Annotated in this window: 20 protein-coding genes; 15 read left to right on the forward strand and 5 right to left on the reverse strand. The window is 71.9% G+C overall.

What is annotated here, in order from left to right:
* The first annotated feature begins 3 nt into the window (after positions 1-3).
* Complete coding sequence (locus BT341_RS23850) at positions 4-762, forward strand: SDR family NAD(P)-dependent oxidoreductase (RefSeq protein WP_072478393.1); 759 nt, start codon at positions 4-6, stop codon at positions 760-762.
* A gap of 98 nt (positions 763-860) precedes the next feature.
* A complete protein-coding gene (locus BT341_RS23855) occupies positions 861-2,324 on the forward strand; it encodes a helix-turn-helix domain-containing protein (protein WP_072478394.1) in 1,464 nt (487 codons plus the stop codon).
* A gap of 49 nt (positions 2,325-2,373) precedes the next feature.
* Here the strand turns inward: BT341_RS23855 and BT341_RS23860 are convergent, their stop codons facing one another.
* Complete coding sequence (locus BT341_RS23860; RefSeq protein WP_072478395.1) at positions 2,374-3,684, reverse strand: MFS transporter; 1,311 nt, start codon at positions 3,682-3,684, stop codon at positions 2,374-2,376.
* Positions 3,685-3,816: 132 nt separating this feature from the next.
* Between BT341_RS23860 and BT341_RS46665 the strand changes: the two genes are divergently transcribed.
* The 9 genes from BT341_RS46665 (at position 3,817) to BT341_RS23905 (ending at position 15,640) form a co-directional block, all read left to right on the forward strand.
* Entirely contained in the window at positions 3,817-4,914 is a 1,098-nt protein-coding gene (locus tag BT341_RS46665; protein WP_072478396.1) for a LuxR C-terminal-related transcriptional regulator, read from the forward strand.
* A gap of 104 nt (positions 4,915-5,018) precedes the next feature.
* Complete coding sequence (locus tag BT341_RS23870; protein ID WP_072478397.1) at positions 5,019-6,425, forward strand: MmgE/PrpD family protein; 1,407 nt, start codon at positions 5,019-5,021, stop codon at positions 6,423-6,425.
* 16 nt (positions 6,426-6,441) lie between these two features.
* On the forward strand, positions 6,442-7,458 hold the full coding sequence (locus BT341_RS23875; RefSeq protein WP_084742982.1) for an ABC transporter permease: 1,017 nt from the start codon (positions 6,442-6,444) through the stop codon (positions 7,456-7,458).
* Between the two features lie 28 nt (positions 7,459-7,486).
* Positions 7,487-8,554: a sugar ABC transporter substrate-binding protein gene (locus BT341_RS23880; protein ID WP_072478398.1), complete on the forward strand. Its 1,068-nt coding sequence runs from the start codon at positions 7,487-7,489 to the stop codon at positions 8,552-8,554.
* A 9-nt stretch (positions 8,555-8,563) separates the two neighbouring features.
* Positions 8,564-10,735 carry an ABC transporter permease gene (locus BT341_RS23885; RefSeq protein WP_072478399.1) on the forward strand — a complete coding sequence of 724 codons (2,172 nt, stop codon included), beginning with the start codon at positions 8,564-8,566 and terminating at the stop codon, positions 10,733-10,735.
* The gene (locus tag BT341_RS23890) at positions 10,732-11,733 is read left to right on the forward strand and encodes an SMP-30/gluconolactonase/LRE family protein (RefSeq protein ID WP_072478400.1); all 1,002 of its coding nucleotides are present in this window, start codon (positions 10,732-10,734) and stop codon (positions 11,731-11,733) included. Before BT341_RS23885 ends, BT341_RS23890 begins: the two co-directional genes overlap by 4 nt.
* Entirely contained in the window at positions 11,726-13,219 is a 1,494-nt protein-coding gene (locus BT341_RS23895) for a sugar ABC transporter ATP-binding protein (RefSeq protein WP_072478401.1), read from the forward strand. Before BT341_RS23890 ends, BT341_RS23895 begins: the two co-directional genes overlap by 8 nt.
* A 16-nt stretch (positions 13,220-13,235) precedes the next feature.
* A complete protein-coding gene (locus BT341_RS23900) occupies positions 13,236-14,285 on the forward strand; it encodes a zinc-dependent alcohol dehydrogenase family protein (protein WP_072478402.1) in 1,050 nt (349 codons plus the stop codon).
* Positions 14,282-15,640 carry an aldehyde dehydrogenase gene (locus tag BT341_RS23905; RefSeq protein WP_072478403.1) on the forward strand — a complete coding sequence of 453 codons (1,359 nt, stop codon included), beginning with the start codon at positions 14,282-14,284 and terminating at the stop codon, positions 15,638-15,640. Before BT341_RS23900 ends, BT341_RS23905 begins: the two co-directional genes overlap by 4 nt.
* A gap of 52 nt (positions 15,641-15,692) precedes the next feature.
* On the opposite strand, the gene BT341_RS23910 is transcribed toward BT341_RS23905, so the two are convergent.
* Both BT341_RS23910 and BT341_RS23915 read right to left on the reverse strand, forming a co-directional pair.
* Positions 15,693-17,081, reverse strand: coding sequence for an MmgE/PrpD family protein (locus tag BT341_RS23910; protein ID WP_072478404.1), 1,389 nt, complete (start codon positions 17,079-17,081; stop codon positions 15,693-15,695).
* A gap of 14 nt (positions 17,082-17,095) precedes the next feature.
* Positions 17,096-18,541 (reverse strand): aldehyde dehydrogenase, encoded by a 1,446-nt coding sequence (locus BT341_RS23915; protein WP_072478405.1) that lies wholly within the window; start codon positions 18,539-18,541, stop codon positions 17,096-17,098.
* Positions 18,542-18,624: 83 nt separating this feature from the next.
* Here BT341_RS23915 and BT341_RS23920 point away from each other — a divergent pair, with 83 nt between their 5' ends.
* Positions 18,625-19,800, forward strand: coding sequence for a CaiB/BaiF CoA transferase family protein (locus BT341_RS23920; RefSeq protein ID WP_072478406.1), 1,176 nt, complete (start codon positions 18,625-18,627; stop codon positions 19,798-19,800).
* 73 nt (positions 19,801-19,873) lie between these two features.
* On the opposite strand, the gene BT341_RS23925 is transcribed toward BT341_RS23920, so the two are convergent.
* Positions 19,874-20,566 carry a GntR family transcriptional regulator gene (locus BT341_RS23925; protein ID WP_072478407.1) on the reverse strand — a complete coding sequence of 231 codons (693 nt, stop codon included), beginning with the start codon at positions 20,564-20,566 and terminating at the stop codon, positions 19,874-19,876.
* Positions 20,567-20,637: 71 nt separating this feature from the next.
* Here BT341_RS23925 and BT341_RS23930 point away from each other — a divergent pair, with 71 nt between their 5' ends.
* Positions 20,638-21,789, forward strand: coding sequence for a CaiB/BaiF CoA transferase family protein (locus BT341_RS23930; protein WP_072478408.1), 1,152 nt, complete (start codon positions 20,638-20,640; stop codon positions 21,787-21,789).
* A 330-nt stretch (positions 21,790-22,119) separates the two neighbouring features.
* Here the strand turns inward: BT341_RS23930 and BT341_RS23935 are convergent, their stop codons facing one another.
* Complete coding sequence (locus tag BT341_RS23935) at positions 22,120-23,082, reverse strand: AraC family transcriptional regulator (RefSeq protein WP_218177765.1); 963 nt, start codon at positions 23,080-23,082, stop codon at positions 22,120-22,122.
* Between the two features lie 150 nt (positions 23,083-23,232).
* On the opposite strand from BT341_RS23935, the gene BT341_RS23940 reads away from it, so the two are divergent.
* Both BT341_RS23940 and BT341_RS23945 read left to right on the forward strand, forming a co-directional pair.
* Positions 23,233-23,436 (forward strand): hypothetical protein, encoded by a 204-nt coding sequence (locus tag BT341_RS23940; protein ID WP_072478410.1) that lies wholly within the window; start codon positions 23,233-23,235, stop codon positions 23,434-23,436.
* 14 nt (positions 23,437-23,450) lie between these two features.
* Entirely contained in the window at positions 23,451-25,478 is a 2,028-nt protein-coding gene (locus BT341_RS23945) for a hydantoinase/oxoprolinase family protein (protein ID WP_072478411.1), read from the forward strand.
* The last annotated feature ends 2 nt before the right edge of the window (positions 25,479-25,480 follow it).

Below are 25,480 nucleotides of genomic sequence, written 5' to 3' on the forward strand. Positions count from 1 at the left end.
CTGATGAGCGGAATCGCAGGACGTTCGATCATCGTCACCGGTGGCGCCAGCGGCATCGGCGAAGCGGCGGTACGCCTGTTCGCCGAGAACGACGCGCTCGTGACCATCGCGGACGTGCACGCCGGGCCCGGTGAGGCGCTCGCCGCGGAACTGGCAGGCCGGGGCCACCAGGTCCAGTTCGTGACCACCGACGTCACCGACGAAGCCCAGGTCGCGGCCATGGTGGCGGCGGCCGAGTCCGCCTACGGCAGGCTCGACGGCGCGTTCAACAACGCCGGGGTGCCCAACCACGGCAAGAAACTCGGCGAAATCACGCGCGAGGAGTTCGACCGGGTCTTCGCCGTCAACGTGACCGGCCCGTTCCTCTGCATGAAGCACGAGGTCCCGGCGCTGCGCCGGGCGGGCGGCGGATCGATCGTCAACACGGCCTCGGTCGGCGCGTTCGTCTACATCCCGCTGGCCGCCGAGTACACCGCGTCGAAGCACGCGCTGATGGGGCTGACGAAGGCGGCCGCGGCCGAGTACGGCGAGGAAGGTATCCGCGTCAACGCCATCGGGCCGTCCACCGCGCGCACGCCGATGTACGTCGAGTACCTGAAACTCAACCCCGAGTACGAAAAGACGGTCGCCGCCACGCACGCACTGCGGCGCGGCAGCGAACCGGTCGAGCAGGCGCAGGCGGCTATGTGGCTGCTGTCGGACGCGGCCGCCTTCGTCACCGGCGTGACGCTGGCCGTCGACGGCGGCTACACCCTCTACTGACCCGCCGTTCCCCGCCCCGGCGCTCGTTGACCGCCGAACCGCACGTATGAAATATTATGTTGTATGAGCGGTGGCCCCAGCGCCGGGGCGGTGGACCGGTGAGCGTCGCCGGCCGCCCCGAAACCGGTCTGGCCCGCGCGGCCCGGCCCGTCCTCGACCGGGTGCAGGGCGACCTGCGGGGCAGCCCGATCGCGCTGCTGCTCGCCGACGGCGGAGCCCGGGTCCTCGACATCCGGTACGGCGACGTCCCGTTCGGCCGCGAGGTCGCCGCGCTCGGCGTCGCACCCGGTGTCCGGCTCGGCGAAGCCGACGTCGGCACCAACGCCGTCGGGACCCCGCTGGAGACGCGCGAGAGCCTGCTGCTGCGCGGGCCCGAGCACCCGATGCCCGCGTTCCACGGGTTCACCTGCTACGGCCATCCGATCATCCATCCCGTCACCCGCCGGGTGGCCGGGGTCCTCGACCTCGCCGCACCGCTGGGTCGGGACGACCGGCTGGCGCCACCGCTGGTGCGGCACCTGGTGGCCGAGATCGAGCAGCGGCTGCGGTCGGGCGCGCCCGACGTCCAGCGGCGGCTGCTCGCGGCGTTCCAGGCGGCCGCCCGGCGCCGCGACCGGCGGGTCGTGGTGCTCGGCCACGGCCTCGTCCTGGCCACGCAGCCGGCGCTCGACCTGCTGGATCCGGCCGACCACGCCGCGCTGCGGGCGTGCGCGGAGCAGGGGCGCGGGACGGAACGGCTCACGCTGGCCTCCGGGCGCGTGGTCCGGCTGGGCTGTACACCCGTCGAGGGCACGGACGGCGCCCTCGTCGACATCACGATCGAGCCCGCGCGTCACCGTCCGGGGCCGGGCCGCGGGGCCGGCTGGCCCCTGCTGATCGTCGGCGAACTCGGCGGCGGCCGGACGACCGAGGCGCTCGCCGCGGCCGGCGCCGGCGCGGTCACGCTCGACGCGGCCGAGATCGAGCGGGCCGGGGAGAAGCGGTGGACGGCGGACGCCGTCCGGCTGCTCGGCACCGGCGGCCCGCCGCTGGTCGTCGAAAACGTCCAGCTGCTGTCCGGGCCGGCGGCGGCCATGCTGGCGGCGCGGCTGCGCGGCGCCCCGCGGAACGTCGTGCTGACCTCGACGTCGGCACCGGCGCCGCCGGTGGCGATCGCCGTCCGGTGCGGGGAGCGCCGGGAGCTGCGGCCGCTGCGCCGGCGCCGGCACGAGATCCCGCTGCTCGCGCAGAAGATGCTCGGCGAGGAGGCACCGCGGGCCCGGCTGACGGCCGGGGCGCTGTCCGTGCTGGCGGCCCAGCCGTGGCCGGGCAACCTGGCGGAGCTGCGGCAGGTGATCCGCGCGGTCGCCGCGAAGCGGTCGGCGGGTGACGTGCTCCCGGCCGATCTGCCTGCCTCCCACCGTGCCCCGGCACCGCCGGATTCCCCGTTCCGGCAAGCGGAGCGCGAGGTGATCGTGACGGCGATCGAAGCGGCGGGCGGCAACAAGGCGGAGGCGGCCCGGGCGCTCGGTGTCAGCCGTTCGACGCTGTACAACCGCATGAAGGCCCTGCGGATCCCGTGACGACGAAGCGCCCCGCCCGGCGAGCGGGCGGGGCGCGTCGGCCGGCCGGTCAGCGCGAAACGGTCTCCGCCGCCGGTTCCGTCAGCTCCGCGTGCCGGTTCTCGCGCAGGGCCAGCGTGCAGCCCAGTGCGATCACGCTCAGCACCGCCAGGAACACGCCGAAGGCCAGCCGCCCGTAGGCCGCGGTGATGGCGGCCGCCACCACCGGCGGGACCGCGCCGCCGAGGATGCCCGCCACGTTGTACGAGAAACCCGTCGCGCTGTAGCGGTAGCGCGTGTGGAACAGTTCCGGCATGAACGCGCCCACCGGGCCGTAGGCGAAGCCCGCGATGAAGGTGGTCACGCAGGAGCCGACCGCGAACGTCGCGGCCGAAGCCTCGTCCAGGATCGGGAACAGCGCCAGCGCCCACACGATCGCCACCGCGTTGCCCGCGATGATCACCCGGCGCCTGCCGATCCGGTCCGAGACCACCGCGCCGAGCACGATCGCCACCCCGAACAGCGCGCCGGCCAGGATGCCGATGATCAGCACCACCGGCCGGGCCAGGTGGAGCACCGCCGTCCCGTAGTTGATCAGGTAGCCGACCGCCAGGTAGTAGAACGCGAACACCATGACCAGCACACCGGAGGCGAACGCGATCTCGCGCGGCTGCCGCCGGAGCGCTTCGGCGAACGGTGTGCGCGCCGCGCCGTGGCGGGCGACTTCGCCCTTGAACGCGGCGGTCTCGTCCACCTTCAGGCGCACGAACAGGCCGACCGCGACGAGCACGAAGCTGGCCACGAACGGGATCCGCCAGCCGTAGGACAGGAAGGCCTGCTCGGACATCGTCGCGCCGGTGAGCAGGAAGGTCGCGCTGGCCAGCACGTAGCCGATCGACCCGCCCAGCGAGCCGAACATCGACCAGAACCCGCGCCGGGCCTTCGGCGCGTTCTCCGCCGCCAGCAGCGTCGCGCCCGTCCACTCGCCGCCGAGCGCCAGGCCCTGCAGGACCCGCAGCGCGATCACCAGGATCGGCGCCGCGACGCCGATGGTCTGCGCGGACGGGGTCAGCCCGACCAGCGTCGTCGACAGGCCCATGATCAGCAGGGTGCTGACGAGCGTGCGCTTGCGGCCGAGCCGGTCGCCGAAGTGGCCGAACAGGATCGAGCCGAGCGGACGGGCCACGAAGGCGACGCCCAGCGTCGCGAACGACGCCACCGTGCCGGCCGCCGGACCCAGTGCGGGGAAGAACGCCTTCGGGAACACCAGCGCCGCCGCGGTCGCGAAGATGAAGAAGTCGTAGTACTCGATGACTGTGCCGGTTCCGCTGGCGATCGCGATCCGGCGCATCGAACCGGCTGTCGTCCCGGTGGCCGCCATGGGCACCTCTTTCCGTGGGGAGAGCAAGGAGGACTGAGCATTATATACAAAATTTGAAGTGTCAAGCACGTCATGCTTGACGTCGCCAGATGAAGTCAATATTATGTATTTTCCTTCATCCTGGAGTGAGCAATGACGCTCGACCGTGAACGCCCCGGGCCGCCGGGTGCGGAAGGCGCCGTGCTCGGCGCGGACCTGGGTGCCCGGCTGGAACAGCTGGCCGGGGAAGTCGGCGCGGCCCTGGACCGCGAGTTCCCCGCGCCGCGGCAGCGGGCGGGCACCGCGCTGCGGTCGCTCGCCGCGATGTGGGACGCCGTGCTGGCCGAGACCCTGCACGCCGCCGAGGAACGGGCCCGGCCGGCACGTCAGGCCGAGCTGACCCTGCTGCTTTCGCGCATCCGCGAAGCCGAGTCCGCGGTCACCGACTTCCGGCTCGCCGACGGCGCCGGCCTGCTGCACCGCATCCGGGCGGCACTGGCGGAGGTCCGCGACGCCGCGGGTGTCGAGGACCTGCTCACCCGGGTCCCCGAAGCGTGCCTGAGCCTGGGCTTCGACCGCGCGCTGGTGTCGCAGGTGGAGGACTCGGTGTGGAAGCTGCACACCATGGCCATCATCCGCGACCCGCGGATGGCCGAGGAAATGGTGGCCGCGGGCAAGGCGGACCCGCCCGCGCTGGACGGCAGCCTGGTCGAGACCGACGTCGTCGACCAGGGCAAGCCCGGGCTGGTATTCGACGTGCAGAACAACCCGCGCGTGGCGCGGAAGCTGGTCCGCATCTCGCACTGCAGTTCCTACGGGGTCGCGCCGCTGACCGTGCAGGGCGAGGTCGTCGGCCTGCTCCACGGCGACTGCTACCACCAGCGTCGCGACGTCGACGCCACCGACCGTGCGGTGCTCAACCTCTTCGCCGAAGGGGTGAGCCAGACACTCGGCCGGGTGACCGTCCTTGATGGACTGTCCACACTGGCCGAAGGCATCGGCCGCCTCGCCACCACCGCCCGGCTGCCCGCACCACGGCCCGAGCCGCCGCCCGCCGCCGCGTTCGGCCTGACCCGCCGCGAGGCCGAGATCGCCGAGCTGCTCGCGGCCGGGGAGTCCAACCAGGCGATCGCCCGCCGGCTCTACATCTCCGAGGGCACGGTCAAGACGCACGTGACGCACGTCCTGCGCAAGCTCGGCGCCGCGAACCGCGCCGAAGCCGTTTCGCGGTGGCTGCGCCGGGACCGGTGATCCCCCGCCGGTCGTAGCGGATCTCTGCCCGGCGACGGATGTGGGCTCCGCCACCCGGCAGCCAGACTGGCTCCGCCGGACCGCACCGACGGAGGACACACACCATGGCCACGATCATCGAGCAGCTCGCCGGCTTCGCCGCGGACGTCGACGCGCGCACCCTGCCCGCGGACGTCGTCCGGGAGTCCCAGCGGATCCTGCTCGACTCACTCGGGTGCGCGGTCGCCTCGCTCGGCGACGAGGGCGCCCGCCGCGGCGTCGACTACGCGCGCTACCTCGGCGGCACCGGCGGCGAGGCGTCGATCCTCGGCACCGGGACGAAGACGTCGGTGCCCGCCGCCGCGTTCGCCAACGCCGAGCTGATCAACGCGCTCGACCAGGACGCCGTGCTGCCGCCCGGGCACGTGACGCCGTACGTGCTGCCGGGAGCGCTGGCGACCGCCGAGTCACTGCGCGTGCCCGGCGCGAAGCTGCTCGAGGCGATCGCGGTCGCCCACGAAATGTCCTTCCGCATCGGCAAGGCCACCGACTACCTGCGTGACATCAAGGACGGCGTGGTCACCATCCCGGACGTCATCGGCTACAGCAGCACGCTGTTCGGTGCCGCGGCCGCCGTCGGTGTCGTGAAAGGACTCGACGCCGAAACCCTCGCCGACGCGCTCGGCATCATGGGCTCGACCGTGCCGGCGAACACGCAGCGGGCGTGGATGATGCACGCGCCGTCGACGACGATCAAGTACCAGCTGGCCGGCGGGATGGCGTTGTCCGCGGTCACCGCCGCAAACCTCGCCGAGCGCGGCCACACCGGCGACCGGCAGCTGCTCGACGACCGCGAGTACGGCTTCCCCCGGTTCATCGGCACGTCCCGCTGGGAGCCGGCGCCGATCACCGCCGGGCTCGGTACCGAATGGACGTTCACGCCGTTCCAGTCGTTCAAGCCGTACCCGCACTGCCGGGTGATGCACGCGCTGTTCGACGCGCTCACCGAGATCGTCGAGACGCACGACATCCGTCCCGACGAGATCGACGCGATCACCGCCTGGGGCGAGAGCTTCGTGCTGCAGCCGGTGTGGGTCAACGAAACCATCCGCAACCCGCGGGACGCGCAGTTCAGCATGACCCACGGTCTCGCGCTGGCCGCGCACCGCATCCCGCCCGGCAAGGACTGGCAGACCCCCGAAGCGGTGCTCGACCCGTCCGTGCTCGACCTGACGAAGAAGTCGACCTTCCAGGCGCACCCCGGCTACACCGAGGCGCTGAAGAGCGATCCCGCCGCCCGCCGCTCACGCGTCGAGGTGCAGGCGCGCGGCACCACCTTCGCCGGTGAGCGCGCCTACCCGAAGGGCAGCCCGTCACCCGATCCCGCCACCTACCTCACCGACGACGAGCTGGCCGCCAAGTTCCGGCACAACGTCGAAGGTGTGGTCGCCGACCCGGACGCGGTCGTCGAAGCCGTCTTCGCCCTGGACGGCACCGAAGACGTCTCGGCCCTGCTGAACCTGCTCCGGTAACCCGAAGGACTTCCCCATGACCACGGCATCCGTGGCCGCGCGGCCACGCGCGTCCCTGCGCGCCCGCCTGGGCGGCACCGACCAGACGTACCTGGTGCTCGCGATCACCGTCCTGCTGGCGCTGGCCGGCGGCGCGACCACCACGAACTTCCTCACCACCGGCAACTTCACGAGCATCCTCAACCTGTCCGCGGCGTTCGGCATCCTCGCGATCGGCGAGGCGCTGGTGATCCTCGGCAAGGGCCTCGACCTGTCGGTGGCCGGCATCGGCCTCGGCTGCGCCCAGGCGACGCTCGCGTTCATCAGCCGCGGCATGCCCGAATGGCAGGCGATCGGCCTGATGACCGGGCTGGCGCTGCTCATCGGCCTCGTCAACGGCGTGCTCGTCGCCGTGTTCGAGGTGCCCGCGCTGTTCGTCACGCTCGCCACCGGCATGCTCGCCATCGGCGGCATCGACATCCTGTTCCTCACCGAGAACGTCTACGGCGTCCCGGGTTCGTCGTTCCTCGCCCAGCTGTCCGGCGGCGGCGTGCTCGGCGTCCCGCGGCCGGTGCTCGTCGCCGCGGCCGCGTTCGTCCTGGCCGGGCTGTTCGTCGCGTGGACGACGCCGGGCCGGCTGATCCGCGCGATGGGCGACAACTTCGAGTCCGCGCGGGCCACCGGCGCCCCGGTCCGGCCGCTGCAGGTGCTCACCTACGTGCTTTCGGCGCTGCTGGCGGCCCTGGCCGGCTACGTCACCGTGTCCATCCAGGGCAGCGTGCAGACGACCGTGACGTCGTTCGACCCGATCCTGTTCACCGCGCTCACCGTCGTCGTCCTCGGCGGGGTGTCGCTGTCCGGCGGCCGCGGCTCGATCCTCGGCGTCTTCGCCGGCGCGCTGTTCGTGGGCGTGCTCAACAACCTCCTCGTCCTGCACGGGCTGAGCGCCGCGGTGCAGGACCTCATCCGCGGCGCGGTGCTGATCGCGGCGATCGCGTTCGACGCCTGGCTGCACCCGCGGAACGAAGAGACCGAGAAGTCCGGCGAACTCTGACCCATCCGATCCAGCAAAGGGAACAGCGATGAAGCTCACCCGGAAACTCACGGCCGTCGCGACGGCGGTGCTGCTCGCCACCGCCGGCTGCTCCGTCGGCAGCAGCTCGTCCGGCGGCCAGGCCGGTGGCGGCAACCAGGCCTTCGGGGCGAACGCCGAACTCCTGCCCGCGCGGCAGAAGGCCCACGACACGATGAAGGGCAAGAAGATCGCCTTCGTCCCCATCCTCTTCAAGGGCTACCAGCTCACCGAGAACTGGGGCTCGACCATGAAGCGGACGTTCGAGAGCATGGGCGCCCAGTTCACGGTGTACGACTCGAACTTCAGCAGCGACCGGATGCTCAGCACGATCAACGACCTCATCGCCCGCAAGGCGGCGGACGTGCTCGTGCTGCAGAACCAGGACCTCGGCCTGCTCGACAACGCGATCGACCGGGCGGAGAAGGCGGGCATCTACACGGTGGTGCTCAACATGATGTCCACCCGCCTCGGCGACGCGTTCGTCGGCGTCGACGTCTACGGTGCGGCGCAGGCCATCGCGAAACGCGCGATCGCCGACTGCGACGCCCGCCACGCGGCCAAGACCCTCTCGGTCATCGACGGGCCCGGCAACGACCCGGCGTCGATCCTGTGGGACCAGGGCATCAAGGACGTCGCCGGATCGCTCGGGTACCAGGTGCTCGTCGGGCACTCGCAGTTCCAGAACGCGCAGGCGCAGGCCACCGCGGAATCGGTGATCCAGCAGCAGCAGGGCAAGCTGTGCGGGTTCCTGGTCACCTTCGACCTCAACTCGATCACCGTCGGCCAGACGGTGAAGGCGGCCGAAGGACGCGGCCAGGTGGCGCCCGGCTCGATCGGCGTCTACACGCTCGACGCGGACAGCAACTGGTGCGGCGCCCTGAAGCAGGGCCTGGTCACCGCGTCGGCGGCCTACGACGTCCAGGGCATCGGCGCGGCCGGGGCGGCCGCCGCGCAGAACCTGATCTTCTCCGGCGCGAAACCCGGCAGCGGGCACGACTTCGCGTACGTGTCGAGCACCGTCGTCGACAAGACGAACGTCGACCAGACCACCATCGCCTGCTACAAGAGCCAGTAGGGAACGCCGATGACAACGTCGCTTTTCCGGCGCCGCAAGCGCATCGACGCCTTCGGCATGACCGGCGGGCGCCCGGGCGAGCGCATCGCGCGCTACCGCACGGTCTCCGACCTGTTCGAGAAGCGCTGGATGGAGGGTGCCGTCCCGCTGGTGCTCGCGCTCGCGCTGTGCGTGTACGTGCTGGCGACCACGAACGTCGGGGCCGGCAACGCCCCGCTCGTGCTGGACGAGGTCTGCGAGTACGGCCTGCTCGCGATCGGGCTGACGGTGGTGCTGGTCGGTGGCGGCATCGACCTGTCGGTCGGGTCCATGGTCGGCGTGTGCGGCCTGGGCGCGATGGTCGCCGACCGGGTCTGGCTGTGGCCGACGGCCCTGGTCGTGCCCGCGGCCATCGGGCTCGGCGCGCTGCTCGGCTCGGTCAACGGCTACCTCATCGCGGTCCGGCGGATGCGCCCGTTCATCACGACGCTCGTCACGCTGATCGCGTTCGGCGGCGCCGCCGCGGTGCTGCAGAACGCCAACAGCACCCGCATCGGCGTGACGAAGCAGTCGCTGGTGTGGGACTTCCTCAGCGACGGCCGGATCGCCGGCGTCCCCGCCGCGTGGTTCCTGTTCGCGGTGGTCCTCGTGGCCGTCCACCTGGCGCTGACGCGTTCGCGCTGGGGCTGGTGGGTGACCGCGACCGGCTCGGACCGCCGCTCGGCCCGGCGCAACGGCATCCCGGTCACGGCGGTGACGTTCTGGACGTACGTGCTCTCCGGCGCCCTGGCCGGCACGGCGGCGATCCTGACCTCGGCGCGGCTGGGCCGGACCGACCCGAACGTCGGCCGCGGCTGGGAGATCATCGTGCTCACCGCGGTCGTGCTCGGCGGCGTCAGCATCAAGGGCGGCCGCGGCTCGGTGCTGCGGGCCACGGTCGGGGTCGTGGTGGTGGCGATCATCCAGCAGGCGACCGTGGCCGACGGTGTCCAGGGCTCGTTCTACACGGTGATCCTCGCGGCCGTGCTGCTGGTGTTCACCGTACTGGACCTCAAGTGGGGCAAGTACCGGCAGCGGGCGGTGGAGAAGCTGAAGATCGACCCGGCACGGCTGTCGCCGGGCCCGCTGATCGACGTGACCGCGCCCGGCACCGTGTGGTCGCCCAACCGGCGGCTCACCGACGCCCCGCCGGTCGGCCTCGGCAAGATCCGCGGCGCCGAGGACTGCGCGGTCGACGCCGAAGGCAACGTCTACTGCGGTGACCAGCGCGGCTGGGTCTGGCGCTTCCGCGGCATCGAGGACACCGAAGGCGAGATCTTCGCCCGCACCGGCGGCTTCCCCTGCGGACACGCCTGGGACACCGAAGGACGCCTCGTCGTCGCGGTCGGTGGCATGGGCATCTACCGCATCGGCCCGGACGGCGAACCCGAACTGGTCGCCAACCAGGTCAAGCGCAGCCCGCTGTCGCTGATCGACGACTCCGGCCTGCGCGCGATCGACGACCTCGACATCGCGCCCGACGGCTCGATCTACGCCTCCGACTTCTCCACCCGCACCAACACCGCGGACTTCCTCCTGGAACTGGTCGAGTTCCGGCCGAACGGCCGGGTCATCCGGGTCGACCCGGACGGCCGCACCGAGGTGGTCGTCTCGAACTACGTGTTCCCCAACGGCGTCTGCACCGCCCACGACGGCCGTTCCATCCTGATCGCCAGCACCGGCCTCTGCCGCGTCGACCGGCTGTGGATCGACGGCCCGGAGAAGGGCCGGCTCGAACCGGTGCTGGAGAACCTGCCCGGCTACCCGGACAACATCAACCGCTCGTCCGACGGGAACTACTGGATGCCGCTGTGTGCCATGCGCACGCAGATGTCGGACCTGCTGGGCCGCTACCCGGCGGTCCGGCGGCGGATGACGCGCGAAGTGTCGGTCGACAACTGGGTCGTGCCGCAGCTGAACGTGTCGTGCGCGATCAAGTTCAGCGACCGCGGCGAGATCCTCGCCGTGCTGTGGGACGAGACGATGGCGAACTACCCGATGGTCACCGCAGTCAAGGAACGCGACGGCCACCTCTACCTGTGCGGCGTCAGCAACAACCGGATCGGCCGCCTGGAACTGGACCCGCGCGAAGTCGGGGACATCGATCCTTCGGCCGTGCCGGGCACGGCGGCGGCGCGTCCGGTCGCGGAGGTGCCGCGATGAGCCTGGCGACGGTCAAGGAGTGGCTCAACCCGGGCTGGGTCCGGCGGCGCACGGTGCCGCCGATGGACACCGGCCTGCGGCCCAACCTGCGTCTCGACGACGCCGCGGAACTGCTGACGCCGGGGGAGTACCAGCCCGACGACGTCGTGCTCACCGCCGGCGGCGTCGTGTTCAGCAGCGGCAACCGCGTGATCGGCGGACGCGAGTTCCCGGGCCGCGTGGCCGCCCTCGCCGTGCGCGACGGCGAAGTGCTCGCCGCGGTGGACGGCGTCGGGATCGTGACGGCCACCGGCGAGCAGGTGTGCACGGCGGTGAAATCGGGGGTCACGGCACTCGCGGCCGCTCCCGACGGCTCGCTGCTGGCCACGATCGGGTCGACGCGGGAAGCCCAGTGGGCCCGCGCGCTGGTCACCGGCGACCGGTCCGGCCGGCTGGTCCGGATCGACGGCGGCCGCGCGGACGTCGTCGCCGAAGGGCTGGCCTGGCCGTCCGGGGTCGGCGTGTCCGGCGACGAGGTGCGGCTCTCGCTCAGCCTGGAGCACCGCATCGAGGCCCGGCCGCTGGGCGCCCTCGGCAAGCGCGGCCGTCCGGTGATCGAGAACCTGCCGGTCTACCCGGGACGGATCTCCGGTGACTGGATCGCCGCGCCGTACGTGCGCAACCGCGTCACCGAACTGCTGCTCGACGAGCCGGCGCTGCTCGCCGAGATGACCGCGACCATCAGCCCGGACGAGTGGTTCGTGCCGCGCCTGCACGCGGGCAACCCGTTCACCGACACCATGCAGATGGGCCAGCTGCGCGTGCTCGGCGTGGTGAAGAGCTGGGCTCCCGCGCGCTCGTGCGGGCTGGTGTTCCGGCTGGACGAGTCGGGCCGCGTCGCCGAGAGCGCGCACGCCCGCGTCGACAGTCCCCGCCACGGCGTCACCGGCGTCGCCGCTCGCGACGGCCGGGTGGTCGTGACCGTGCACGGAAACCTCCTGGAGCTGCGAGATGCCTGACGAACTCGTGCTGCGCCTGAGCGGCGTCAGCAAGCGCTACGGCGGCACCTACGCCCTCGACGACGTCGACTTCGACGTGCGTCCCGGCGAAATCCACGCCCTGCTCGGCGAGAACGGTGCCGGCAAGTCCACTTTGGTCAAGATCATCTCCGGTGCGGTGGCCCACGACTCGGGCACGCTGGAGATCGGCGGCCGGGTCCGGCGATTCACCACGCCCCGCGAGTCGGTCGAGGCCGGCGTCGCGATGGTCTACCAAGAAGGCTCGCTCGTCGAGTCCATGACCGTGGCCCAGAACCTGTTCATGGGCAGCGAAAAAGTCTTCAACAACCTGGGCAGGCTCAACGTCGTCGCGCGCGAGCTGCTGGAGTCGCACAACTTCCACATCCGCCCGGACGTGCCCGCCGGAGCGCTGGGCATCGGGCAGAAGCAGATGGTCGAGATCGCCCGCGCGGTGCACCGCAACGCGAAGCTGGTCATCCTCGACGAGCCGACCTCGTCGGTGACGCCCGAGGAACGGCTGCAGCTGTTCCTGTCGATGCAGCGGCTCAAGCGCCGCGGCATCGGCGTCATCTTCATCACGCACATGCTGGACGAGGCATTCGAGCAGGCCGACCGGATCACCGTGCTGCGCGACGGCGTCGTGCAGGGCACGCTCGCCCGGCCGGAGTTCGGCCACGACCGCGTGGTGAAGATGATGGTCGGCCGGACGGTCGAGATGGGCCGCGTCGGGCCGGGCCGCGCGCCGGAGCCGGTGCCTGCCCTGCAGGTCGAGGACCTCACGCTGCTGCCGATGGTGCGCACCATGTCGTTCTCCGCCTACGCGGGCGAGATCGTCGGCATCTACGGCCTGGTCGGCGCCGGCCGCAGCGAAACCGCGATGATCATCGGCGGGATCGCGAAACGGCGGCGGCTGCGCGGCGGCACGGTGCGGCTCGGCGGCCAACCCGTCCGGTTCCGGACGCCGCGGCACGCCCGCAAGGCCGGGATCGTCTACATCACCGAAGACCGCAAGGCGTCCGGCTTCTTCAGCCACCTCACCATCGCCGACAACATCTACCTCGGCCACCTGTGCGGGGCGCGGCGGCTGCCGTTCCTGTTCCGGCCGGGGGAGCGCAGGTCCGTGGCGAAGCGGTTCGTCGAACGGTTCCAGGTCCGGACGCTGCAGCCCGGCAAGGCGACCGTCGAGGAGCTCAGCGGCGGCAACCAGCAGAAAGTCGTGCTCGCCAAGGGGCTCACCCGCAAGCCGCTGGTGGCGATCATCGACGAGCCCACCCGCGGGGTGGACCTCGGGACGATCCCCGAGATCCACCGGATGATCCGGGCACTGGCCGACGACGGCGTCGCGGTCGTCGTCATCTCCTCCTACCTGCCCGAAATCCAGGCGCTGTCGGACCGCGTGCTCGTCGCGCGGGCGGGCAGCATCGCCGCCGAGTTCTCCCCGGCGGAGGCGGATGAGGAAAGCCTCATGTTCGCCGCCGTCCACTGACCCCGAAGGACAGATCATGCGTGGAGTGGTGTTCAAAGGCGACCGTGTCGTCGAGATCGAGGACTTCGCCGACCCCTCGCCGGGGCCCGGCGAGGTCGTGCTGGAGGTGAAGGCGTCCGGGATGTGCGGTTCCGACCTGCACTTCTACCGGGCGCCGGCGGGCCAGGCGCTGGCCGCGTTCGGGCTCACCGGCGACGACGCCGGCATCATCGGCGGCCACGAGCCCTGCGGGGTGGTGGCCGAGGTCGGCCCGGGCGTGGACACGGTCGCGGTGGGGGACCGGATGATGGTCCACCACTACGACGGCTGCGGCTTCTGCGACCAGTGCCGCACCGGCTGGCCGCAGCTGTGCGAGCGCGGGAACGTCATCTTCGGCGCCACCGCGCACGGCGGCCACGCCGACTACCTCAAGGTGCCCGCGCGGACGCTGGTGCCGCTGCCGGACTCGCTGAGCTTCGCCGCCGGTGCCGCGATCTCGTGCGGTACCGGGACGGCGTTCGGCGCGCTGACCCGGCTGGACGTCTCCGCGCGCGACACCCTGGCGGTGTTCGGGCAGGGCCCGGTCGGCCAGTCGGCCGTGCAGCTGGCGGCCGCGCTGGGCGCGCGGGTGATCGCCGTCGACATCGAGGCCGAGCGCGTGGGGCGGGCCGCGTCGTTCGGGGCGTCGGACGCCGTGGACTCGTCGGTGTCCGATCCGGTCGAGGCCATCCGGTCGCTGACGGGCGGACACGGCGTGACGAAGGCGCTCGACTGCTCGGGCGCGCCGGCGGCCCGCGCGGCCGCCGTCAAGGCCGCGGCGAAATGGGGAACGGTCGCCTTCGTCGGCGAGGGCTCGACGGTCACTCTCGACGTCAGCCCGGACCTCATCCGCAAGCAGCTGACCGTGCTCGGGTCCTACACGTTCTCCCTGACCGGCCAGGCGGACTGCGCGCGGTTCATCGCCGCGCACGGCGTCGAGGTCGACCGCATCTTCACCGACCGCTGGAAACTCGAGGACGCCGTCGCGGCCTACGCGGCGTTCGACCGCCAGACCGGAGGCAAAGCCGTGATCGAGTTCGCGTCATGATCCCCGTGATCAACCCGGCCACCGAAGAGGTCATCGGGTCCATTGCGGACAGTGACGCGGCGGCGGTGGACGCCGCGGTCTCGGCTGCCGAGGCGGCACTCGGCCCGTGGTCGGCGCTGTCGCCGCCGGAGCGCGCGGGCTACCTGCGCGCGCTGGCCGACGAGTTCGAGAAGCGGTCCGACGAGATCTCGGAGCTGGTGACCCGGCAGAACGGGACGCCGATCAGCATCACCCGCGCCATGCAGAGCCAGGTCCCGGTCTGCTACCGCTACTTCGCTTCGCTGGCCGAGAAACTCTCGGTCGAGGAACGCGTCGAGACGGCCAGTGGTGACGCGATCGTGCTGCGTGAGCCGGTCGGCGTCGTCGGGGCCATCACGCCGTGGAACGGGCCGCAGCCGCTGATCGCGTGGAAGCTGGGCCCGGCGCTGGCCGCGGGCTGCACGGCGGTGATCAAGCCGGCGCCGGAGACGTCGCTGGACGCGTTCGTGTTCGAGGAGATCGTCGCGGCCGCGGGCATCCCGTCCGGGGTGGTGAACATCGTGACCGGCGGTCGCGAGACGGGCGCGGCGCTGGTCGCGCACCCGGGCGTGCGCAAGGTGGCGTTCACCGGCTCGACGGCGGCGGGCAAGGCGATCGCGGCCGAGTGCGCGACCCAGCTCAAGCGCGTGACCCTGGAGCTGGGCGGCAAGTCGGCGGGCATCCTGCTCGACGACGTCGACCTGGAAGCGTTCCGGCCGCTGGTGCTCTCCGCGTGCGCGCCCAACACGGGCCAGACGTGCCGGGCGCTGACCCGCGTGCTGGCTCCGGCCTCGCGCTACGACGAGGTCGTGGACATGCTGGCGGCGACGATGAGCGGCATCCCGCAGGGCGACCCGCTGGATCCGGGCGTGTTCTTCGGGCCGCTGGTGAACGCGGCGCAACGCGACCGCGTCGAGTCCTACATCGAGCTGGGCCGGGCGGAGGGCGCCCGGCGGGTGATCGGCGGCGGGCGCCCGTTCGACCGCGGCTACTACGTCGCGCCGACGATCTTCGCCGACGTCACCAACGACATGCGCATCGCGCGCGAGGAGATCTTCGGCCCGGTGCTGACGGTGCTGCGGTACCGGACCGAGGACGAGGCGGTGGCCATCGCGAACGACTCGGAGTACGGCCTGGGCGGCGGGGTGTTCTCCCCGGACCGCGACCGCGCGACGGCGGTGGCCCGCCGGATCGTGACGGGCAGCGTCGGGGTGAACACGTCGACGCTGCCGATCGAAACCCCGTTCGGTGGCGTGAAGAACAGCGGAATCGGCCGTGAGCTGGGCCCGCAGAGCGTCGACGCGTACCTGGAGTACAAGACGATCTTCCGGGCCTGACAACACGAAAGCGGCCGCCGGACTCGCGAGTCCGGCGGCCGCTTTCGTGTTCTCAGGCTTTCAGCAGGGCGGCGAACTCCGCGGCCGGCTGGCCGAGGTCGCCCTCCTGGACGGCCCGCAGCAGCGCGGCACTGCGGTCCGGCCCCAGCGCGGCCTCCGTCAGGTCGCGGAACTTCGCGTCCAGATCCGCTTGCGAAATCGGGTTCTCCGCCGTCCCCACCGGGTTGTCGACGAACACCTCCTCGCGGGTCCCGTCGCGGTAGGTCACCGCGATGTCGCCGACCCAGCGGCCCGGGTACGCGCGGTCCAGCTCCGGCCGGACCTCGATCTTCACCCGCCGGGCGAGCGCCGCCACCGCGCTCGACGGCCCCAGGTCCAGGCGGCCGGCCAGGTAGTCGTGGTGCGTGGTGAACCCGTTGCCGTGGCTCAGTGCCGCCAGCGCGAACTGGAACGGCAGGCTGTACTGCAGGTGCTCGATGATCTTCGGCGCGTACGCGTTCGCGTTCCGGTTGCCGATCACGACGTCGCCGCCGGTCTGGATGCCCAGCAGCACCGAGTCGATCTCCGCCGCCTTCGCCGACAGCCGCCGGGCGCCGTCGATGTACGCGTGGTTGATTCCGCAGCAGCAGTACGGCTTCACCCACACCCGCGTGATCTCGAACGGCCGGTCCGGCCCGAACGCCGCGGCGTCGGAGACCTCGGTGCCCGCGAACACCCGGAGGAACCCCTTCTCGCCGGTCAGGAACGTCGTCGGCCCGGTGATCCCGGCCGCGGCCAGCTCGGCCGCGCGGATCCCGTTGCGCGTGCCGATCCCCGAGTGGGCGCGCTTCACGGACCCGCCCGACGACGTGTACTCCGTCGTCCCGGACGCGTGGCTCAGCGCGATCGCCAGCGCGTGCACCGTCGTCGGCACGTCGAACCCGCGCAGCTTCGCGACCACCGCCGCCGCGCCGAACGCCGACAGCAGCCCGTGCGGGTGGAAACCGCGTTCCAGCAGCGTCGGCGCGGCCAGGACACCGATCCGGGTGTACACCTCGTAGCCCGCGACGATCCCGGTGAGCACGTCCCGCATCGGCAGACCGAGTTCTTCGCCGACGGCCAGCGCCGCGGACACCACGCAGCTGCCGGGGTGCGACGAGCTCGCGCGGTGGGCGTCGTCGTACTCGAACCCGTGGCCGAAGGTCGCGTTCACGAACGCCGCGTCGGCCGCGCTCATCGCGTCGCCGGTCGCCGTCACGTGCGCGGTGCCCGGGACGCAGGCCGCGCGCGTCACGTCGAGGATCGCCCGGCTCCACGGCAACGCCGCGCAGCCGATCTGCACCGCGAGCTGGTCCTGCAGCAGCTGGCGCGCGCCGGCGAGGGCGTCGGCGGGGATGGTGGCGAAGGTCAGCCCGGTCACCAGGCGGGCCGCCGCTTCTTCGACCGGAGGGAGATTTCCCATGCTGTGCTTGCCTTTCAGAGAGAGGGGAGCCCGTAGGACTTGATTTCGACGTAGGCGTCGAAGCCTTCGAGACCGGCTTCGCGGCCGATCCCGCTGTTCTTGAAGCCGCCGATCGGGGCGGTGAAACCGACCGGGTTCCCGTTGACCTCGACGGTGCCGGTGCGGATCCGCCGCGCGACCGCCAGCGCGTGCTCCGGGTCGGCGGCGAACACCGAGCCGTTCAGCCCGTACTCGGAGTTGTTGGCGATCGCGACGGCCTCGTCCTCGGTGTCGAAAGTGTGCACGGTCAGCACCGGCCCGAAGATCTCCTCCTGGGCGATCTTCGCGTCCGGGTCGACGTCGGCGAACACCGTGGGCGCGACGTACCAGCCGGGGCCCTCGGGCCGTTCACCGCGGACGAGGACGGACGCACCGGACGCCTCGCCGTCGGCGATGTAGCCCTCGACGCGCTTGCGCTGGTTCTCGCTCACCATCGGGCCGATCTCGGTGGCCGGGTCGAACGGGTCACCGACCGGCATCGAGCGGACCAGCTCGGCCAGCCGGTCGTGCAGCTCGTCCCGCAGCGACCGGGCCACCACGATCCGGGTCTTGTTGCTGCACACCTGGCCGCTGTTGCGCAGCGACACGGCGCGGATCGCGGCGACGGCGGCGTCGAGGTCGGCGTCATCGAGCAGGACCGCGGCCGACTTGCCGCCCAGCTCCAGCGTCACGCGCCGCAGGTCGTGGCCGCACAGCGCGCCGATCCGCCGTCCCGCCGCGGTGGACCCGGTGAACGACACCTTGTCGACCCCGTGGTGGCGCACCAGGTACTCGCTGACCTCGCGCCGGGCCGGGACGATGTTCACGACCCCGGCCGGGAGCCCGGCCCGCTCCAGCAGGTGGCCGAGCAGGTAGGCGTCCAGCGGGGTTTCCGGCGACGGCTTCAGGACCATCGTGCAGCCCGCCAGCAGCGCCGGGGCGAGCTTGATCATGGTGATGAGCAGCGGCGCGTTCCACGGCACGATCGCCGCGACGACACCCACCGGTTCCCGCGTGACGAGCGCCTTGCCGGTCGCGGAGGCCCGCGTGTCCGTCCACGGGTATTCCGGTGCCAGGCCGAGGAAGGCGTCCAGCAGCAGCCGCGGGCCCATCGCCTGCATCTTCGCCGACAAGGTGATGGGGCACCCCATCTCCGTGCTGACCAGCCGGGCGATTTCGGCCTCGTGCGCGGCCAGCTCGCCGCTGAGCCGGCGGAGCACCGCCACGCGGTCTTCGAGCGGGAGGCGGGGCCACGGGCCGCGGTCGAACGCCTCGCGGGCCGCGGCCACGGCCGCGTCGATGTCCGCCTCGACGCCGTCGGGAACTCGGGCCACGACTTCCTCGGTGGCGGGGGAGATCACCGCCAGGTCCCCGTCCGACGCCGGCGGTACCCACCGGCCACCGACGAACAGCTTGTCGTACCGGCCTTGCCAGAGATCCATCGCACCGCTCCTTCGCGTTCTTGACCGACCCTACCGAAAATTATATAAAATATGTAGTGCGTATTCCCGGGAAGGCAGGCAGCATGCAGCACAAGCCGCTCGACGGCATCCGGATCCTGGAGATCGGGGGTTACATCGCGCTCCCGTTCGGCACCTCGATGCTGTGCGCGCTCGGCGCGGAGGTCGTCAAGGTCGAGAAACCCGTGGCGGGGGAGGACTTCCGCCGGCACCAGAACGACCGGAGCCCGTACTTCCGCCAGTACAACACCGGGAAGCGCAGCCTCTCGGTCGACCTCAAGAACCCCGAAGGCGTCGCGCTGGTGAAGGCGCTGGTGCCGCGGTTCGACGTGGTGCTGGAGAACCTGCGACCGGGCAAGCTCGCGGCGATGGGCCTCGGGCCGGAGGACTGCCGGGCGCTGCGCGCCGACGTGGTCTACGGCTCGGTGACGGGTTTCGGCTCCGGCGGCCCGCTGGCGAACCGGCCGGCCTACGACACGATCGGGCACGCCTTCGGCGGGTTGTACTCCCTGTTCAGCGACGACGGGCACCCGCAGCTCGCGGGCGGGCTCAGCGCCGACCTGGTGACGGGCCTGTGCACGGCGGCAGGCGTGCTGGCGGCGCTGGTCGGGCGGCTGAAGACCGGGCGGCCGCAGCGGCTGGAGACGTCCATCATGGAGGCGGTCAGCGTCCTCATCACCGACGGTGTCACGCAGGCCTTCGAGCTCGGCCACGATCCGAGCCGCACCAGCAGGCACCCGCAGGCGCAGAACTTCTGCGTGCCGACCGCCACCGGTGAGTACCTGGCCGTGCACCTGTCGTCGTCGCAGAAGTTCTGGACCTCGCTGTGCCGCGCGATGGACCGGATGGACCTCACCGAAGACCCGCGGTTCGCCGAATACCGGGCCCGCGAAGCGAACTATTTCGACCTGGTGCCGATCGTCGAAGCGGAGTTCGCCGCGAAACCGGAGAAGCACTGGCAGGAGGTCCTGATCGAAAACGACGTGCCGTTCGCGCCGGTGCTGTCCATGACCGGCTACACCGAGCACGAGCAGGTCGGGCACCTGGAGCTGGTCGAACGCCAGCCGGACGGGCTGGCCCTGCTGCGGCCGCCGTGGAAGTTCGACGGCACGCGCCCGGCCCGCGGCGGCCGGGCGCCGAAGGTGGGCGCGGACACCCGCGCGGTGGCCGGCGAGGTGCTGCCGGCCGGCCGGGTCGAAGAACTGCTCGCGTCCGGAGTGCTCTACGCGGACGAAACGTGAACGCCGCCGTGGCCGGACCGGGGCGCACCCGGCGGATCCCCGGCCCCGCGGATCGCCGCACCGCCCGTGACCATCACTCGCCGTCGGACCAGAGGCCGCGCTCCTCCAGCATCTTGATGACGCTGTCCGCGCCCTCCAGGATGTGCTGCTCGGCGATCGTCCTGGCCTTCCGCGCGTGACGGCCGCGCAGCGCCTGGACCAGCTCCGCGTGGTCGTTGCGGGTCGCGGTGACGTGCTCCTCGATCGAGGCGTAGAACCGGTTCGGCAGGTGCTTGACCACGGAGCTGAGCAGCATCGTCAGCCGGTGCGAGCCGGCCGCGAGGTTGATCCGGCGGTGGAACTCGTGCCCGAGCCGGGCGACGGTCTCCTGGTCACCGGCTTCGACGGCCTTCTCGAAGTCCTCGTTGATGGCCTCGAGCCGCTCGAGCTCGTCGGTCGTGATCTTCTTCGCCGCCCGCGCGGCCAGTTCCGACGAAAACTGCGCCTGCGCCCAGAAGAGATCACGGATGTCCTGCCGGGAAACCGGCGCGACGACGAATCCGCGCCGCGGCACCAGCTCGACGAAACCCTCGCTGCGCAGGGAAAGCAGCCCTTCGCGGACGGGCGTGTTGCTGACGCCCACCGCTTCGGCGATCGGCTCGGTGCGCAGGAACTCGCCCGGCTTGGCCTGGCCCGACATGATGAGTTCGCGCACGTAGGTGGCGACTTCCTCGGGCAGCTGCTGCCGGCCGTTGCCACCGCGGGGCCTGAACGGGTTGTCGGCCACCCGGCACCTCCTGAAATCGTTTGCCAACATCATATACAACGTTCTCCCGATGATGTGCGGAGGAAGAGCCGATGAAGCACGAGACGACCGGGCCGCTGGCGGGCGTGCGCGTGGTCGCGCTGGCCGGCATGGGGCCGACGCCGTTCGCGAGCATGCTGCTCGCGGACATGGGCGCGGAGGTGGTCCGGGTGACGCGGCCGGCGCACCGCCGCGGGCGGGCACTGGGCCAGACCGAGGGCCTGGCCCCCGAGCACGACCTCGCCAACCGCGGCGTGGATACGGTGGAGGCGGACCTGAAGAGCACCGCGGGGATCGCAACCGTGCTGCGGCTGGCCGACGCGGCGGACGTGTTCCTCGAAGGCTACCGGCCCGGCGTGGCCGAGCGGCTGGGCCTGGGCCCGGACGTGCTCCTGCGGCGCAACCCGGCCCTGGTGTACGCCCGGCTGACCGGTTACGGCCAGACGGGCCCGCTGGCCCGGCAGGCGGGGCACGACATCAACTACGTGGCCCAGTCGGGGGCACTGCACGCGATGGCCCGGGCCGGTGAGCCGCCGCGGCCGCCGGTCAACCTGCTGGGCGACTACGCGGGCGGCGCGCTGGTGGCGGCGTTCGGCGTCGTGTGCGCGATACTCGAAGCACGCGGTTCGGGCCGCGGCCAGGTGATCGACGCGGCGATGGTGGACGGAGTCGCGCTGCTGACGGCGAAGCTGCAGGGTCTGCGCGCGGCGGGCCGCTACGACGACGAGCCCGGCACGAACTACCTCGACTCCGGGGCGCCGTTCTACGACACCTACCGCTGCGCGGACGGCCGCTACCTCGCGGTGGGAGCACTGGAACCGGACTTCTACGCCGAGTTCCTGACCCGCCTGGGCACGGACACGAGCGGCTGGCCCGCGCAGGACGACCGCGCGGAGTGGCCGCGGCTGCGCGCGCTGATCGCGGCGGCGGTGTCGGCGAAAACACGCGACGAGTGGGCGGAGATCTACGCTGGCACGGACGCGTGCGTGACCCCGGTCCTGACGTTCGACGAAGCGGCCGAGCACCCGCACAACCGCGAGCGCGGGGTGTTCGCCCGGGTCGGCGGGGTGCTGCACCCGCGCCCGGCGCCCCGCCTGAGCCGCACCCCGGCGCGCGAGCCGCAGGCACCGGCCGGGGAGGTGCTGGACCCGGACCGGCTGGCCGGGGAATGGACGGCGCGCTCAGGCCGGCGGCGCTCGGCCTGAGACCCGGGCTCCGCCACTCGCCGACGACGCCACGGGGACCCGCGAACTCGCGCCTGATCGGCCGGCCTGCCGAAACCCCGCGCGACCCTGGCCGTGGTCCGCGGCGCGGCCGGAGTGCCGCGGACGGCTCGTTCGCGGGCAGCCTGCGCTCGGCGGGTCGGCTGTGTCGGGGGCGATTGTGGCGGTTCGGTGTCGCGCTTGGCGGGTCGGCTGTGTCGGGAGCGATCGTGGCGGGGGTTCGGTGCGACGCCCGGCGTCCGGCAGTGATCGTGGCGGGGTTCGGTGCCGCGCCCGGCGCCTGGCCGTGTCGGCAGCGACCGCGGCCGGGGTTCAGTGCCGCGCCCGGCGGGCCGTTTCCGAGGGCAGGGCACCGAACCGCTCCCGGTACTGCTGCGCGAACCGCCCGGGGTGGAAGAAGCCCCACGCCGCCGCGATCTCCGTGACCGAACGGGGGCCGCCCGCCAGCAGCTCGGCGTGCACCCGGTCCAGTCGCACCCCGCGCAGGTACGCGGTCGGGGACATGCCCACCACGTCGTGGAAGCCCGCCTGCAGCGCCCGCGCTCCGATGCCCGCCAGCGCCGCCAGGTCCGCCGTCGTGATCTCCTCCTCCGGGTGGCGGTCGATGTGGTCGACGATCTCCCGGATCTTCGAATGCCGCGTGTGCGCCGGCCGGCTGTGCAGGCTTTCGGTGAGCTGGCTCGGCACCGTCATCAGCAGCTGCGTCATCAACGCCGACTCCAGCTCGTGGCACGCCGCCGGGATCGTCGAGATCCCGCCTTCGCGGCTCAGCTCGGCGTACAGGAACCCCGCGGTCGCCACCAACGCCTGTCCCGTGCTCGACGCCAGCGGGAACGTCAGGTCGAACCGGATCTCCTCGCCGGCGGGGTGCCCGGTCAGCTTCGCCGCGTGCGCCTCCAGGAGGTCCTTCGGCAGCTTCACGTGGTACTGCCACGAATCCGCGCTCCAGCGCACCAGCACGGGCGCGCGCGGCACGAACGCCACGCCGGCCTCACCCGCCGCGAAGGTCCGGCGGACACCGTTCTGCTCCACCGTGCTTTCGCCGGTGACCGGCAGGTTGACGTGGTAGCACAGCCGCATCGGCGGGCCGACGATCGTGGTGTCCGCGCCGTAGGACATCCGGCCGATCGTCAGGCGGGGCGCGGGCGCGATGTCCAGCCGGAATTTCAGCTCGCCCTGGTCGGCGACGTGCACGTCGTGGCTCGCGAACGTCTTGGTGACCTGTTCGCGCGCGACGTCGAGGTCCGCGGTGCGGAAGCTGAGCGGCTGAGCCACCGTTCGAATATATCATATTTGACTCGGCGATGCCGTCACCTGCGGAAAGTGGACAGCCGGCTTCGCTGCACGGATGGTGGCGGCCGCCACCCCGGACTTACGGTCACCTTCGTCCAGTGACCTCCGGCACACCACCGAAAGCTGTGCGACATGACTGAACAAGCTCCGGTCCTCGACCGGATCCCCGTGGCCGGACCCTGTCCCCGGTGCGGCGCCGAAGAGCTGCACCGCTACCCCGTGGTGTCCGAAGGCGGCTGGTTCCAGGTCGTCAAGTGCCGGAACTGCCTGCTGTCGGTCGAGCGCGAACCGTGGTCGCGGCTCGGCCCGATCCAGCTGCTCTCCGACCTGCTGTAGCGAAGGGATCGACGATGATCGCAGTCGACGTCGGCGGCACGTTCACCGATGTGGTGGCCCTCCAGGACGGGCGCATCCGCACGGCGAAGGTCTCCACCGACTACACCGGGGTCCACGGGCCGGTCCTCAAGGGCGCCGCGACCCTCGGCGTCGAGGACGCCACCGTGTTCAACCACGCCAGCACCCACGGCCTCAACGCCGTGATCACCCGCCGGCTGCCCAAGATCGGCTTCCTGGCCACCGAAGGGCACCGCGACATCCTCGACATGGGACGGGTCTGGCGGCCCGCGTCGGCCATCCTCGACCCGCGCTGGCGGCGCAGCTTCGGCGACGCCGCCCGCCCGCTGGTCGAGCGCTACCTGCGCCGCGGCATCCGCGAGCGGATCACCGCCGGCGGCGGCGTCCTGTTCGAACTGGACGAGGAGCAGGCCCGCGCCGAACTCGAGGTGCTGCGGCGCTGCGACGTCTCCGGTGTCGCGATCTGCCTGCTCAACGCCTACGTCAACCCGGCGCACGAGCTGCGGCTGCGCGAGCTGGTCCGCGAGGTCGTCGGCGACGTCCCGTGCTCGGTCTCCAGCGAGGTCTCGCCGCTGGCGAAGGAGTACGCGCGGGCTTCGACCACGGTCGTGGACACCTTCATGAAGATCATCTACGCCGACTACACCGCCAAGCTCGAGAAGGGCCTCGCCGACCTCGGGTTCACCGGGCGGCTCAACTTCGCCGACTGCGCGGCGACGCTCGTCCCGGCCGGGCGGGCGATGGAGCAGCCGTTCCGGATCGTCTTCTCCGGCCCGGCCGCGGGCACCGTGGCGTGCGCGCACTTCGGCGCCCTCATCGGCGAGACCGACCTGCTCTGCGCCGACGTCGGCGGCACCTCGTGCGACATCAGTGTCGTCACGGCGGGGGAGCCGTTCGTCAACACGACGTTCGAGCTGGAGCACGACCTCGTGGTCAACGCGCTGGCCAACGACATCTCCAGCATCGGCGCCGGCGGCGGCAGCATCGTCGCGGTCGGGCCCGGTGGCGAGATCCAGGTCGGCCCGGACAGCGCCGGCGCGGCCCCCGGCCCGGCCTGCTACGGCCGGGGCGGCACCCGGCCGACCACCACCGACACCTGCCTGATGATCGGCATCCTCGACCCCGGCCGGTTCGCCGGCGGCGAGGTCGCCCTCGACCCGGAGCTGGCGAAGCAGGCTTTCGAGAACCTCGATTCGGAGTTCACGCTCGCCCAGCGCGTGCGCTACGCCTACGAGATGGCCGTGAACAACATGGCCGAAGGCGTCTTCAACATCGCCATCAAGAACGGTGTCGACCCGCGCGACTACAGCCTCGTCGCCTACGGCGCGGCCGGCCCGATGCTGCTGCCCGCGGTGCTCGGCACCGTGCACTGCAAGCAGGTGATCGTGCCGCCGAACCCCGGCCTGTTCTCGGCGCTCGGCCTGCTGTCGGCCGACCAGGTCTTCACGGTCAACCGCAGCGCCTACCTCGTGCTCACGCCGGACGCGGCCCCGCGGATCGGCGAGCTGTTCGCCGAAATGGAAGCCCGGCTGCGCGAACGCCTCGACCCGGGCACCCGGGTGACGCTGCACCGCAGCATGGACGCCCACCTGGTCGGGCAGAGCTGGGAGACGCCGTTCGTGCCGGTGCCGGACGGCGAGATCGACGAGGCCGCCATCGCCGCGATGATCGCGTCGTTCCACGACACCTACGAAGGCCGGTCGGGCAACCGCTTCGAGATGCTGCCCGTGGAAGGCGTGACCTTCCGCGTGCGGGCGGTGCTGGACACCCCGAAGGTGACCTACCCCGAGGTGCCCGGGCGCGGCGACGAGCCGCTCACGCCGGTCCGCACGACGGAGCTGCGCTACCTCGGCGAGGGCGAAAGCACCCAGGAGGCCGCCGTCTACGACCGCGCGGCGCTGCGCGCGGGCGACGTCCTCGACGGACCGGCCATCGTGGACGAAGGACTGTCCACCACGCACATCGGCGCCGGCCAGCGCGCGAGCGTCGGCCGCTACGGCGAACTCGTCATCCGGAGGAAGTGACC

The sequence above is a fragment of the Amycolatopsis australiensis genome, assembly GCF_900119165.1.
Classification (GTDB): Bacteria; Actinomycetota; Actinomycetes; order Mycobacteriales; family Pseudonocardiaceae; genus Amycolatopsis; species Amycolatopsis australiensis.